The sequence below is a fragment of the Companilactobacillus zhongbaensis genome (assembly GCF_003946515.1).
GTDB lineage: Bacteria > Bacillota > Bacilli > Lactobacillales > Lactobacillaceae > Companilactobacillus > Companilactobacillus zhongbaensis.
In genome coordinates this window covers 1-14,211 of record NZ_RHOM01000009.1, presented here as the reverse complement: position 1 = coordinate 14,211, position 14,211 = coordinate 1, and the positions used below count along the sequence as shown (strand labels likewise).

General features: G+C 43.0%; 13 protein-coding genes. 5 read left to right on the top strand and 8 right to left on the bottom strand.

From position 1 onward, the window contains the following. Positions 1-612: 612 nt before the first annotated feature. Genes EKM69_RS05650 through aroC form a run of 8 tightly spaced genes read right to left on the bottom strand, consistent with a single transcriptional unit; the run spans position 613 to position 9,590 of the window. Positions 613-1,395: a shikimate kinase gene (locus tag EKM69_RS05650; RefSeq protein ID WP_125709011.1), complete on the bottom strand. Its 783-nt coding sequence runs from the start codon at positions 1,393-1,395 to the stop codon at positions 613-615. Next, positions 1,388-2,230, bottom strand: a complete 843-nt coding sequence (locus EKM69_RS05645) for a prephenate dehydrogenase (RefSeq protein WP_125709008.1) — start codon at positions 2,228-2,230, stop codon at positions 1,388-1,390. Before EKM69_RS05645 ends, EKM69_RS05650 begins: the two co-directional genes overlap by 8 nt. Before the next feature lie 2 nt (positions 2,231-2,232). Next, on the bottom strand, positions 2,233-3,516 hold the full coding sequence (gene aroA / locus EKM69_RS05640; RefSeq protein ID WP_125709006.1) for a 3-phosphoshikimate 1-carboxyvinyltransferase: 1,284 nt from the start codon (positions 3,514-3,516) through the stop codon (positions 2,233-2,235). Positions 3,517-3,529: 13 nt separating this feature from the next. Continuing rightward, the gene (aroB, locus tag EKM69_RS05635) at positions 3,530-4,600 is read right to left on the bottom strand and encodes a 3-dehydroquinate synthase (RefSeq protein ID WP_125709004.1); all 1,071 of its coding nucleotides are present in this window, start codon (positions 4,598-4,600) and stop codon (positions 3,530-3,532) included. Continuing rightward, on the bottom strand, positions 4,600-5,592 hold the full coding sequence (gene aroF, locus EKM69_RS05630; RefSeq protein WP_125709002.1) for a 3-deoxy-7-phosphoheptulonate synthase: 993 nt from the start codon (positions 5,590-5,592) through the stop codon (positions 4,600-4,602). The genes aroB and aroF overlap by 1 nt, the downstream gene beginning before the upstream one ends. 29 nt (positions 5,593-5,621) lie before the next feature. Next, the gene (gene aroE / locus EKM69_RS05625) at positions 5,622-6,425 is read right to left on the bottom strand and encodes a shikimate dehydrogenase (protein ID WP_125709000.1); all 804 of its coding nucleotides are present in this window, start codon (positions 6,423-6,425) and stop codon (positions 5,622-5,624) included. Between the two features lies 1 nt (position 6,426). After that, positions 6,427-8,397, bottom strand: a complete 1,971-nt coding sequence (gene tkt / locus EKM69_RS05620; RefSeq protein WP_125708998.1) for a transketolase — start codon at positions 8,395-8,397, stop codon at positions 6,427-6,429. Positions 8,398-8,411: 14 nt separating this feature from the next. Further along, a complete protein-coding gene (gene aroC, locus EKM69_RS05615; protein ID WP_125708997.1) occupies positions 8,412-9,590 on the bottom strand; it encodes a chorismate synthase in 1,179 nt (392 codons plus the stop codon). Positions 9,591-10,228: 638 nt separating this feature from the next. Here aroC and EKM69_RS05610 point away from each other — a divergent pair. The 5 genes from EKM69_RS05610 to EKM69_RS12275 all read left to right on the top strand — a co-directional run bounded on the left by EKM69_RS05610 (position 10,229) and on the right by EKM69_RS12275 (position 13,992). Then, entirely contained in the window at positions 10,229-12,079 is a 1,851-nt protein-coding gene (locus EKM69_RS05610; protein WP_125709133.1) for a heavy metal translocating P-type ATPase, read from the top strand. Positions 12,080-12,211: 132 nt separating this feature from the next. Beyond that, positions 12,212-12,442 carry a heavy-metal-associated domain-containing protein gene (locus EKM69_RS05605; protein ID WP_125708995.1) on the top strand — a complete coding sequence of 77 codons (231 nt, stop codon included), beginning with the start codon at positions 12,212-12,214 and terminating at the stop codon, positions 12,440-12,442. Further along, positions 12,442-13,002 carry a ferritin-like domain-containing protein gene (locus EKM69_RS05600; protein WP_125708993.1) on the top strand — a complete coding sequence of 187 codons (561 nt, stop codon included), beginning with the start codon at positions 12,442-12,444 and terminating at the stop codon, positions 13,000-13,002. The genes EKM69_RS05605 and EKM69_RS05600 overlap by 1 nt, the downstream gene beginning before the upstream one ends. A gap of 85 nt (positions 13,003-13,087) precedes the next feature. After that, on the top strand, positions 13,088-13,771 hold the full coding sequence (locus EKM69_RS05595; protein WP_125708991.1) for a Crp/Fnr family transcriptional regulator: 684 nt from the start codon (positions 13,088-13,090) through the stop codon (positions 13,769-13,771). Positions 13,772-13,833: 62 nt separating this feature from the next. Continuing rightward, entirely contained in the window at positions 13,834-13,992 is a 159-nt protein-coding gene (locus tag EKM69_RS12275; protein ID WP_164505863.1) for a hypothetical protein, read from the top strand. The last annotated feature ends 219 nt before the right edge of the window (positions 13,993-14,211 follow it).

Genomic DNA, 14,211 nt, shown 5'->3' with positions numbered 1-14,211 from the left:
AGAAAAATAGAAAAAGAAGAATCAAAATAATCAGAGAAAAAAGATAAATCAGAACAAGGCGAGAGTGCGAGAGAATCGAGCACGCAAGCCAGAAGCGAAAGCAAGAGAACAAACAGGAAAAAAATCCACTTATCCAACAAGAAAGAAAACAAAAGATTGCAAACCAAAGGTACGCCAGGAAGCAAAATGAGCGGAGCTTCAGTCCCGCGAACCGAGAAGCAGCAAGGAGCTCAAACAAAACAAATCTTGCGCATAAAACTAGGAAGCACCTATTTCCCCACTAAACAAAGGGGGGATTGTACTAACCTAGGCGGAGGGGCCTGGGGATACAGCCCTCAGCCGCCAAATTATTCTTAGCGATTTATCGCTTAGAATAAGACTCGTATTTGAGATCGTCGAAGTGCACTTCTTCGAGGAGCTCAAATCGAGTCGGCAGCGTTCCAGTGGCTGTATCCCCGGGCCCCGGAGCCGGCAGTGAACCACCACACCAAACTACTACCACCAACCCCAACCACCAAAAATCACCAACACCACCACAAGCAAAACGCTTCTCGTCTGCCAAAAACTCTCTCACCTCAAGAAAAAAAGACGCTCACAAAAATGAGCGTCCATCTAACCAATCATCCTATTCTCATGATCAATCGCAGAAGAAGTCAACAAACTAACCATCGCGTCAACAAAATCATCCGAGATATTCCCATCGGCACGAAACTCCGACTTCAGCTCTGCGCGAATCTGATCCATCCGATCCTGCTGTACAACCGAAATACCATTGCGCTTCTTAAAATCAGCCACTTCCTTAACAACATCGATCCGTTCCGAAACCAATCGCAAAATCTGGCGATCCAAACTATCGATCTGACTACGCAATCCAATCAAAGAATCATCCGGAGACTCCAACAAACTCATCAGTTCATTGACAATTTTTCTCGGAGCCTTACCGTTAGTCATCACCACCGCATCAGCCACCTGATTATAGAGTGGTTGGCGCAATTCCCAACGGTCCAATAGTTCTTTCATCGAAAGCTTACGTAACAATGGCCGATCAGTATCAGCCGACAATCGTTGTAAGACTGTCGCAAAATCAGCTTGCAAGAAAATCACCTTTGCATCGCTGTTTTGGATGATCTGGCGGTTGTCTGCTGATTCGATGATGCCACCGCCAGTGCTAATAACGCCGGGGCTTAGTAATCTGTTGGCGAGGATACTAGTTTCCATTTTCCGAAAGCCTGCTTCACCGTGTTCAGCCATAAAATCGTTGATCGAAGTTTTTGTTTCTTTGACGAATTCGTCGTCTAAATCTAAAAATTTTTGCGAAGTGGCCTGGGCTAACTGTTGTCCGACAGTTGTTTTACCTGCGCCCATGAAGCCAATTAGCATTACAGTGTCAGCCATTTATAGGCTCACCTACCTTTTTTCTAATTTCTTGAGCCTTTGATATTTTCTTGTTTAATTTCTCATTATCATCTTGTGCTAGGTCATTACGATAGTCTGATAGTGTATCGATCATGTTATCGAGACCTTCGATGATTTGTTGTCTGTTGGACATAATGATGTCAGTCCACAAACTTGGATTGGATTTGGCAATCCGTGTTGTATCGCTAAAACCACCAGCGACACGGTTTTGCCAGTTTAATTTGTTGTCAGGTAACATTTTGTCGACAGAGTCAGTTAGGGCATAGGCCACAAGGTGTGGTAATGCACTGATGGCTGCTGTTAAGTGGTCGTGTTCGTTTGCTGACAATTGTTGGAAATCGGAACCTAAGGGACTCAACAATTTGGTTACTTTTTCAGCTAGGTCGTTGTCACCGATCAAGAAGAAAGGAGTGTTTTTGAACATATCTTTGTCACGACCGACGATACCTTTTCTTTCAGTACCGATCATAGGGTGACCACCGATAAAGTTCTTTAAACCAGCGGCTGCTTGGAGAATTTCGCCTTTGGTTGAACCGATATCCATAATAATAGTGTTATCTTTTAAGTCCATTTCTTTGAGAGCGTTTAATTGCTTAATAATTACTGAAACAGGAGTACATAAAATAATTAAATCAGCTTGTTTAGCTGTTTCTTCGTCCCAATGTCCGATCTCATTGACGACATTGGCCGACAAAGCAATCTGCGTTGTAGATGGATTGTCATCTATACCAATTACGTAATAGCCGCTACTTTCTAATTTTTCTGCTAGGGAACTTCCCATTGATCCAAGTCCGTCTACGATTACTTTTGTCATGATTACACGATTCCTTCCAGGTTATTGAAAAATGTTGGATACGAGATTTGCACACTCTCGTCATCATCTAACACAATAGTACCATTGGTTACTAAAGCTGCAACACTTAACATCATCGCAATTCGATGATCTGAATGTCCAGAAACGTGTGTATCGTTAGCAAAAAGCTGCTTTGGTCCGTTAATTATGAAGCCGTCATCTGTGGCGATTACTTGAGCATTTAATTTGTTCAATTCTTCGGTCACAGTTTGGATCCGATCGGTTTCTTTAACTTTTAATTCAGCTGCGTCTTTGATGATCGTTTGACCTTCCGCCTGCGTGGCAGCGAGGACGACCATCGGTAGCTCATCGATCAATGAAGGAATAATGTCGCCTTTAACGACCGTTCCGTGGAGCTGACTAGTTTTGACAGTGATATCGGCGATTGGTTCACCGATGGTGTCTTTTTGATCAATGGTAATGTCAGCGCCCATGTTTTTTAAGACTGTTAACAAACCAGTTCGAGTTGGATTGATCCCAACGTTTTTGATCGTTAACTGACTGTTCGGTGTGATCAATCCAGCAACGATCCAGTAAGCGGCTGACGAAATGTCGCCAGGGACTTCGATCTCAGTCGGCTGTAGTTTTTGACCGGCAGGGATGTGGATGGTATCGCCTTGGATCGAAACGTCGACGCCGAATTTTGGCAACATTTGTTCGGTGTGATTTCTCGTTTTGAATGGATCGGTCACGAAAGTATCCGAGCCAGCTGCTAAGCCTGCTAATAGCAGGGCACTTTTGACTTGCGCCGAACCTACTTTGAGGGTTTGGTTGATTGTTGGTGCCAGTTTTGAAGCATTGATCTTGATCGGCAAGTGACCGTCGGTCGTTGATAATTGGCCACCGATTTCTGAGAGCGGGTCAGTTACTCGTTTCATTGGGCGAGTCGATAAGCTGTCGTCACCTATAATAGTAGCCTTGATGCCAGCCCCCGTGATCAATCCAGTCAAAAGACGTGTTGATGTCCCAGAATTTCCCATGTCTAAAGCTGTTGTGGGATTTTTTAAACCGTTGATGCCAGTTCCGATGACTTCGGTCGTTTCATCGTCAAGTTCAGTGATCTGAGCTCCTAAAGCTTTTAATACGCTGATCGTGCTTGAAACATCAGCAGAATCTAGACGTCTTAATACTTTGGTCGTTCCGTTGGCCATGGCACCGAACATCAAAGCTCGGTGGGAAATACTTTTATCGCCGGGAACGACGATTTCTCCATGTAGTCCATTTTCTGTTGTTGGTAGTTGTTTCATACTGTTCTCCTTGCTATTTCACAGTGACGGCAGAGACAAAATCAGGCATTTCTGTCAATTTAGTAGGGACGATCACTGGTTGTCCAATTTTTTTTAAGGCGACGAGATTCAAAGTCCCGTGGTCATTTTTTTTATCATTTTTCAAATGGTCAAAAAAGGCAGGTGTGCCGATCAAATTTGATTCAGTTGGTAAGCCGACAGCAAGGAGCCGCTTTTTAATGGCTTGAGTGATGTCATTGGAAGTGACGTTAGTTTTTTCGAAGCATTGGCAAATGGAAACCATGCCGATCGCTACAGCTTCACCGTGCATCAATTTTCCGTCAGCTAACAACTCGATGGCGTGACCTAACGTATGACCAAAATTCAAGATCCGACGAAGATTGCTTTCCTTTTCGTCTTTCATGACGACGTTAGCTTTAAAGTTGACCGATCTTTCGATCAATTCGCTAGCGTTTGCCAAAATGTCATCTACGGAGTTGATATTACCTGTTAAGTCGAAGAAGTCGCCACCTTCTAAGGCGCTGCATTTGACGACTTCACCGTAACCTTCGACTAAATTGCGTTCCGACAAGCTATTTAAAAAAATCGGATCGATCAAAACTAAGTCTGGTTGATAAAATGAGCCGATGATGTTTTTAACTTTGCCGAGATTGACGGCCGTTTTGCCACCGACTGAAGAATCGACCATGGCGGTCATCGAAGTGGCGATCTGGATGAAGGCAATTCCTCGCATGTAAAGGCTGGCAACGGTTCCTGAGAGATCACCGACAACTCCACCACCAAGGGCAATGACGCCGTCGCCACGAGTGAAGCCACTATCGGCCATGGTCTGGATGATCTCACCGACAAATTTTAAGCTCTTGGATTTTTCACCGACGGGGACGGTAGCCGTGATGACATCGTAGTCGGCTTTTTGCAATTCGCTGACAGTGGTGTGCAAGTATAGGTCGCCAACTTGTTCATCGGTAATGACGATGACTTTTCTTTTTGACCAAACTTGTTGGATTTCAGTGCCGATCTTGCGACCGAGTCCCATTTCAATTTTTACGTCGTAAGTTTTATTAGGTAGAGTTACGGTTATCATTATTGTTCTTCTTTCACTAAGTTATGAATGTCAGTTGCGACTTTTGCTAGATGGTCGAATTGAGCTGGAGTTAGAGCTTGCTTGCCATCAACGAAGGCTTCCTTAGGGTGGTTGTGGATCTCGACCATCAAGCCGTCAGCTCCGGCAGCAGCTGCTGCGAGTCCGATTGGTTCAACGAATTTAGTAACACCAGCAGCGTGTGAAGGGTCACCGATCACTGGGTAGTGAGTTAAGTCTTTCAAAACAGGAATAGCTGAAACATCGAAAGTATTACGTGTGTACTTGTTGTCGAAGGTTCTAATACCACGTTCCATCAAGATGATTTGGTGGTTACCGCCGGCAGCGATGTATTCTGAAGCATTCAACAAGTCGTCGATGGTTGCTGACATACCACGTTTTAAGACGACTGGTTTGTTAGTTTTACCAACAGCTTTTAGTAAGGCGAAGTTTTGCATGTTACGAGTTCCGATTTGGAACATGTCGGTGTATTTGTCGATCATTTCGAGATCTCTAGTGTCCATGATCTCTGTGACCATATCCATGCCTAGTTTGTCGGCAGCTTCACGATGCCATTTGAGACCTTCTTCACCGAGACCTTGGAAACTGTATGGGTTAGTCCGAGGCTTGAATGAACCACCACGTAGGAGTGTTGCTCCTGATTCTTGAACGTCTTTACCCATCAATTGGATGTGTTCTTCTGATTCGATTGAGTCAGGGCCAGCGATGAGGGAGAAACTACCGTCACCGATCGTGCTGTGTTCAGTTTTAATGACAGTATTTTCGGGATGGAATAAACGGCTAGCTTGAATGGCTGCGGGATGGTCTGTAAAAACTTCTTTGACGTCTTTGATTTCGAAAGGTACGTCTCCTAGGGCCTTTTGGTCGACGAATCCGATGCGATTATTGTGTTGGAATACGTGTTCCAATTTCTTTTCGTTAGCTTGTTCCATTACTTTGTTAGCTGCTTCAGTGTTTGTTAATTCGATAATCATGTTATTATTCCTCTTTTGTATTAGTTTTCTTATTGATGAACCTTTTGTGACATTAATTGTTCTGGTGCATTTTGGCCGAACCAAAACTGGAAGCTGAGCACGCCTTGTGCGATCAACATGTTCAAGCCGTTTTCGGCGGTCAATCCGGCGCTGGTTGCGTTGTCCATGAATTTTGTCGGACGGTCGCGATAAATGATATCAACGACATGAGCCGATTTCTTTGCCTGTAAAAAATCGGTCTCGCTCAAGACACTTTCACTGTCACGCATTCCGGCGTTAGTAGCGTTGATGATCAAGTCAGCATCCGGTAGATCTTTTAAGATCTCTGATTGTTTGATCAAGTCGATGTTAAAAAGCTCTTTCATCTGTTTTTGATGAAGTGGAAAACGTTTGGAGTTACGATTGAAGACTTTTAATTCAACGTTTTCGGGCTTGCTAGAAATGATGGCTCTAGCAGCTCCACCAGTTCCGATGATGATGACTTTTTTAGGATCATTTTTGATCGTGTGCCAAAAACCTGGTCCGTCAGTCGAAGTGCCGATCCATTTGTCAGCGACTTTTTTCACGGTGTTGACTGATTGGAGCTTTTTGGCTAAGGGATCAACTTCGTCCAAGTAGTTAATGATCGCCTGTTTGTAAGGCATGGTGACGTTGAATCCTTGGATGTTTTTTAATTTTAATTTCTGGATCTCGTCGTTCATTTTTGTTGGGGCAAATTCGAAGGCTTGATATTCGGCATCGATGTTTAATTTTTCCATCGCTGCGTTTTGCATGATGGGTGATTTCGAATGCATGGCTGGGTAGCCGATCAAACCGTATAAAGCTTTAGGCATGTTATCCCACCTTTTCCATTTTGAATAGAAGGTTTTTGACTGATGAAACGACATTGTCGACTGTGAAATCAAAGTCACTGATGACTTCGTCGGGCTTGGCTGATTCACCGAAGGTATCGGTCCCGATGATCTTACCGTCGAGGCCAACGACGTTAGCCCAACCGAGTGGACTGGCCATTTCGATGGCAATACGGCGACGTTGGTTGTTAGGTAGGACACTTTCACGGTAGAGGATGTCTTGTTGCAAGAACTTGGCTTGGTCAGGCATGGAGACTACTCGTGTGAAGATGTTTTCTTTTTCGAGTTGTGTTTGAGCTGCTTTGGCCAATTCTAGTTCGGTACCGGTTGCTAATAAGATAGCAGATAACTTGCCTTTTTCGAAGTTTGCGACGTAACCACCGCGTTTTTCAAGCAAGTTAGCTGAGTTGTCAGCTGGAAGTTCAGAAATGTCCTGACGGCTCAAGAACATGACTGTGGGACGATTCGTTGATTCGATGGCCATCTTCCAAGCAGAAACGATCTCGTTAGGGCTTCCGGGACGAACGACGTTTAAATTAGGGATGCTTTGTAATCCGGCTAATTGTTCGATCGGTTGATGCGTTGGTCCATCTTGACCCACGGCAATTGAATCGTGAGTGAAGACGTAGATGACTGGTAGTTTTTGTAAAGCACTTAATCTGATACCGACTTTTAAGTAGTCGGAGAAGACGGCGAAAGTTGAACCGAAGACTTTGAGACCACCGTGTAAGGCGATCCCGTTCATGATCGTGCTCATTCCAAATTCGTGAACACCGAAGGCGATGTTTTTACCAGTAGGGTTGTCAGCTGAGAATGTGCCGCCATCTTCGATCTCTGTTTTGGTTGAAGAAGCTAGGTCGGCTGCACCACCGATCAAGTTAGGAACTTGTTGAGCGATGTCGTTCATAGCTGTATGACCAACTTTTCTGCCGGCGTTTTTGTCGCCAGGTTTGAAACTAGTTAATTTGGTTGCATCAATTGAAACGGGAACTTCGAAGTCGTGGAGTAGTTCGGCTTTTTGCGGTGAAGCTTGGAGTGCTTGTTCCCAATTGGCATGAGCTCTTTGACCACGGTCGCGAACTTTTTCGTGGAAAGATTCTTCGATGTCTGCTGGCACTGTGAAGGGAGCTTCGTGCCAGTCGAGGTTGTTTCTTAATACTTCTAAGGCGTTGTCATCGAGTGGGGCACCGTGAACTTTGTTAGTACCTTGATCAGGAGAACCTTCACCGATGATGGTTCTAATTTCGATAAATGCGGGTTTGTCAGATGCTTTAGCTTGTTGAATGGCTTGGTCGATTGCTTCAACGTCATCACCATTTTCTACTAAGAAAGTATCGAAGCCGTAAGCTTGGAAACGGTCGCGTTGGTTAGTCTTGAAGGAACGACTAGTTGGTCCATCTAAGGAAATGTCGTTTGAATCGTAGAGTATGATCAACTTGTCTAAGTTGTTGATTCCGGCGAATTCGGCAGCTTCGTGAGAAATTCCTTCCATTAAGTCACCGTCACCGACGATGGCGAAAGTGTTGTGATCCATCAACTTGCCAAATTTTGCTTCGAGACGTTTTTGGGCGACTGCCATTCCGACTGCCATTCCGACACCTTGTCCTAAGGGACCGGTCGTTGCGTCAACACCAGGAGTTGCTCCAAATTCGGGATGTCCGGGAGTTTTGGAACCACGTTGTCTGAATCTCTTTAAGTCGTCGATCGACACGTCAAACCCTGATAGATGAAGATGACTGTACAAAAGAGCTGAGCCATGTCCTGCTGATAATACTAAGCGGTCACGATTGATCCAAGTTGGGTCTGCTGGATCAACGCGAAGATGTCTAGTGGCTAAAGTGTAAAGCATAGGTGCCACGCTGAGTACGATTCCGGGATGTCCCGAATTTGCATTAGAAATTGCTTCAACTGCTAACATTTTAAGTGCATGTATATTTCTCATATCTTCATCCATAATAATTATCTCCTTTAGAATTGTTTGATTTCTTCTCGGTATGCTTTCAATTGTTCTTTTAATCGATCTATGTTGTCGCTGTCGAATTTGTCGAGAACTGCCTTGGCTAATTCGATTGCTACCATGCTTTCGGCAATGACAGCAGCTGCGGTAACGGCGGTAGTGTCGGAACGTTCGATACTAGCTTTGTGCTCTTGATGCGTATCGATGTCGACGGAATGCATTGGGCGATACAAGGTAGGAATTGGTTTGACGACTCCGCGAACGGCTATCATTTCACCAGTTGTCATGCCGCCTTCAAATCCACCTAAGTTATCAGATCCACGATAAAATCCTTTGTCCGCGGACCAAAAGATCTCATCCATTACTTGACTACCGAATTTCTCAGCATTGTCGAAACCACCACCGAAGTCGACGCCTTTAAAGGCGTTGATCCCGACGATTGCTCGCGCGATCTTAGCATCGAGTTTTGTATCGGCGGAAACGTAAGAGCCAAGTCCAGCAGGAACGCCTGTTGCAAAAACTTGAACCGTGCCACCGACGGTGTTGCCTTCTTTTTTAGCTTGGTCGATGACGTCTTGCATTTGCTTGTCGGAAGCTTCATCTAAGGTTCTAGTAGGAAAACTCTCGGTTACTTGTCTTAAATCGTCTAAAGTATTAAAGCTTTCTAATTTTGAGAGGTCTGATTTGGCAGGCCCGATGTTTAAGACGAAGCCGTGAACGTCGATGCCTAACTCACTTAGTAGTTGTTTTGAAACGGCACCAACGGCGACTCTCATAACGGTTTCTCTCGCGGATGATCTTTCAAGGACGTTTCTGAGATCTTTAAAGTGGCGATATTTCATGCCACCGACTAGATCGGCGTGTCCAGGTCTAGGACGCATGACCTTTCTCACTGAATTTTCTGGAGTTTCGACATCATTAGGTGCCATGATGCTAGCCCAGTGATTATGATCATCGTTGTGAACGTTTAAGGTTAGTGGTGAGCCTAAGGTAGTTTGATGTCTGACACCGGATAAAAATTTAACAGTGTCAGTTTCGATGACTTGTCTTCGTCCTCGACCATAGCCGTGTTGGCGGCGAGCCAATTGTTTATTGACATCTTCTTCTGAGATGTGAAGTCCTGAAGGGATGCCTTCAATAATGGCGATTTCTTCTGGTCCGTGGCTTTCTCCTGCTGTCATGTATTTCATGTAATAATTCCTCCCAATGCTTGTTGTTGCTGTCATTTCGGTTAATTTGAATAAAAAAAGCGGTCGATCAAGTGAATTGAAACACTTGGTCGACCGCTAAATAAACAGTCCTGAAAAAATTGTCCTACTCAACCAAGTGTAATTGTTAAATATAATCACTCGATCAAGTAAACACGTTAAAAATCTACTTTATCGAATGTGCCGTGACCGACACACCCGAAGGTCGCGATCACTCATTGATAAAGTAGTAATACCATGAAGATGATATATTATTTAACGTATTGTTGCTGTTAGACAATTTCATTTCTTAATCCTGCTTTCATTAATTTAATTAACTTCTAATCTTCATCTACAATAGCACAGGATTTTTAAGGTTGCAACTGCTAACGAACAATTTTCATGAAAATCACGAGCGAAATGACAGGGTCAAAAATAATCTAGCCCTTTAATTATACGGGTTTTCGCCACTTTTAGGGATGTTAGATAATTATAAAAAAAATAAATTGATTAATTTCCCCAAACTTGACTAGTATCAATTTTTTAATCAGCTTTACCCCCTACAATATGATTTGTAAGTTGATGAGGCGGACGAAAATAATTACTCATCAAAAAATAATAGGGGGTATCAAAGCCTTATGATGAAACTTAATGTTTGGATTCAAAAGCATCAAAACAAAATAACCGGATTGTTAGCGATCTTGATCGTTGCCAGTTTATTGTTTACATATTTATTTAAAGTCGAATTAGTTGCAACTATCTTAATGATAATTGCCAGTGTTATCGGTGCTATCCCAGTTGCCTTGCACGCTTGGAGCGCCTTAGCAAATAAAGTTATTAGTATTGAACTATTAGTGACTATCGCCGTCATCGGTGCCTTTATCATCGGTGAATACGAAGAATCAGCCGTTGTTACATTCTTGTTCTTGTTCGGTAATTATTTGGAACAAAGAACTTTGCAAAAAACACGTTCTTCAGTTAAGGATTTAACCCAAATGGCACCAACACAAGCTGAATTAGTTGATGACGATGGTAATGTTACTACCGTTGATGTTGACGATTTGGACGAAGGTGACCATGTCATGGTTAAACCTGGTGGTCAGATCCCAGTTGATGGAAAAATCGTGGAAGGTACTGGTTATTTCAACGAAGCTTCCATTACAGGTGAATCAGCACCAGTTCAAAAAGAAGACGGTGATGCCGTCTATGCTGGATCATTGATCGATAATGGTACAGTTACCATTGAAACTTCATCAGTTGGTGAAGATACTACTTTTGGTAAGATCATCGAATTAGTTGAAGAGGCTCAAGATAGCCAATCTCCAGCTGCTAGATTTATTGATAAGTTCGCCACATATTACACACCAGCAGTTTTGATCATTGTTGCTTTAGTTTGGGCCTTTACTCAAAACTTCGAATTAGCCATCACTGTCCTCGTTCTAGGTTGCCCTGGTGCCTTAGTTATCGGTGCTCCAGTTTCTAACGTTGCTGGTATCGGTAATGGGGCTAAGAACGGTATTTTGATGAAAGGTGGAAATGCTGTTAACAGTTTTTCACACATCGACACATTAGTATTAGATAAGACAGGTACTTTAACTACTGGTAAAATGACCGTTTCAAAAATGGATACTTTTGGAACTGACGCTACTGCCGACATGGCAACATTAGCTGCGGTTGAAAAAGGTTCTGATCACCCATTAGGCCATGCCATCGTTAAATATATTAGTAATGAAGGAATCAAAGATTATCCTGAGATCCCTGAGTTTGACACAGTTAAGGGTCAAGGAATGATCGGTAGCGATTCTGAAAAAGAAATTTTAGTTGGTAATGAAAGATTAATGCAAGCTAACGGCGTTGAGATCACTTCTGAAAATAGAAAATCGATCGATGACCGTTTAGATAATGGTGATTCAATCGTCATCATGGCTGTAAACAAAGAAATCAGAGTGATCACAGGTGTTAATGATGAATTACGTCCTGATGCCTTTGATGGACTGACAGCTCTTAAAAAAGCCGGTATCCAACGTGTTGTAATGCTCACAGGTGATAATAGATTGGCTGCTCAACGTGTAGCTGAAAAGTTACCAGTTGATGAGGTCCACGCTGAACTACTACCCGAGCAAAAATTAGATTTCGTTAAAGATTTCCAAGCTAAAGGTCACAAAGTAGCCTTCGTTGGTGATGGTATCAACGATTCGCCTTCACTAGCTACTGCTGATATCGGTATCGGAATGGGAACAGGTACTGACGTTGCCATCGATACAGCTGACATCGTTTTAGTTAAATCAAGTTTTGCTTCCTTAGCCCACGCCTACATTTTGGCTAAGAAGACCGTTGCTAATACGAAGGAAAATATTTTTATCGCCGTCGCAACGGTTGCTTTACTACTATTAGGTTTATTAGTAGGTATCATCCACATGGCTTCCGGAATGTTCGTTCACGAAGCAAGTATTTTAGTAGTTATCTTCAATGCGATGAGACTGCTGAGATAATTTTTTAAAAGAATTTGGATTTCTTGACATTGGTCAAGTTAATCCTCCCCAATAGGTACTATGATAAAGAATGTAAGGTTGAGGAACAGAGATGTTTACTTGATCAAAGAAGTAAGTAGGAGGTTTTATATTATGGCAAAAGCTATTTTACAATTAGGCGAGTTAACATGCCCTTCATGTATGACAAAGATTCAAAAGGCAGTCGCAAATCAAGACGGAGTTTCTAACGTAAAAGTATTATTCAATGCTGGTAAGGTTAGAGCCGATTTTGATGAATCAAAAGTTAGCGGCGAAGATTTATCAAATGTAATTACTGAATTAGGATACGAAGTTAAGAAATTAAAAGTTAAGGAGACTGCATAATGACAGAACAAGCTACACTTGATGCAAAATTAGCAGCAGAACAAAAACAAGCCGACGTTGATCACCACAAACCAACTGCCGGAGCAATGGTAAACCATGTTTTATCAAACCACATGGTGTTGAACGTTAAACTTCACCAAATCAGCTGGTTCATTAAGGGACCAAACGCTGAAAACTACAAGAACGTTCTAAAAAATACTATTAAAGAAAACAACGAATGGTTCGACAAGATTGCTGAACAATTGTTAGACGAAGCAGAATTGCCTTCATCAACAATGGCTGAATACACTGAATACACAATGCTTGAAGAACATGGCGAAAACAAATATTTGGATGCTGAAGAGATGCTCAACACAGTTGTCGAAGATCTTACAACTGACAACATGTTCGTCACTCGTGCAATCAAGTTAGCCGAAAAAGAGGATCGTCCATTTTTCCAACAAGTACTAGTTGAAATGCTAGGTTGGAACAACCATCAAATTCGGATTTATCAAGCATTGCTTGGCAAAACAGCTGCTGAGGGTCTTGGTGACGACGAAGACGATGAGGACTTCGAATAAATCAAATATTTGATTGAATTAGACTAAGTGTTAATCTGACAATAGAGAGTATTTCAGTTTGAGTAAGTAAAGGGGGATGTCGTTTATGACCGAACGCAACCATGGACATTCAGGTGACAGTTGTTTATCACTCGTAACGATTTTCCAAGCGTTACCTGAAAAAGATTTATCACATTTAGAAGATATTGTTTCGGAACATCATTTCAAGAGCGGTGAATATATATTCCACGCTGGTGATGATGCGGATTCATTGAAGATCGTTTCTCATGGGCAGGCTAAGGTTTTCCAAATCGCTGCTAATGGTAAGGAACAGATGATCCGGATTTTGCAGACTGGTGATTTCGATGGCGAAGCTGCTTTGTTCGAGAATTGGGAACGGAATAGTTTTGCCCAGGCTTTGATGGACACTGATGTTTGTGAGATTTCTCGTGATGATTTTCAGCGATTGATGGGGGATTCTCCTAAGTTGGCTGTTAATATGGTGAATGCTTTTGGTCAACGGATCACTCAGTTGGAAGCTCAAAATACTGAGGTTACTACTTCTAGTGTTGAGAGTCGCTTGGCTAATTATTTGTTGGAGACGTCGGCTGGTTTGAAAGAAGAACGGTTTACGCTTCCTTTGAAGAAGAAAGATATTGCTACTTATCTGGGGACTACTCCTGAGACTATTAGTCGTAAGCTTACTAAGATGGCTGAGGCGCAGTTGCTTGAGAATAAGGGCTTGAAGGTTAAGATTATTGATCCAGATGGGCTTTCTATGCTGGTTTGATGATTGGATAGTCGGTACACGTTTTATGTGTGCCGGCTTTTTTTCTTGAGGTGAGAGAGTTTTTGGCAGACGAGAAGCGTTTTGCTTGTGGTGGCGTTGGTGATTTTTGGTGGTTTGGATTGTTTGCTGGTGGGGATAGTGGTGGTAGTTTGGTGTGGTGGTTCACTGTCGGCTCCGGGGCCCGGGGATACAGCCACTGGAACGCTGCCGACTCGATTTGAGCTCCTCGAAGAAGTGCACTTCGACGATCTCAAATACGAGTCTTATTCTAAGCGATAAATCGCTAAGAATAATTTGGGTGCGCTCGGCATGGGCGTTAACTAGGTGGTGAAAGTCCACTGTGAGCCGTAGTAGTCGGAATCACGAGCTGAGGACAAGGGTGTCCATCGCGAGGTGGAATCTGAAGGAAGTCTAAGGCAAAGTACTGAGCTGATGTACAA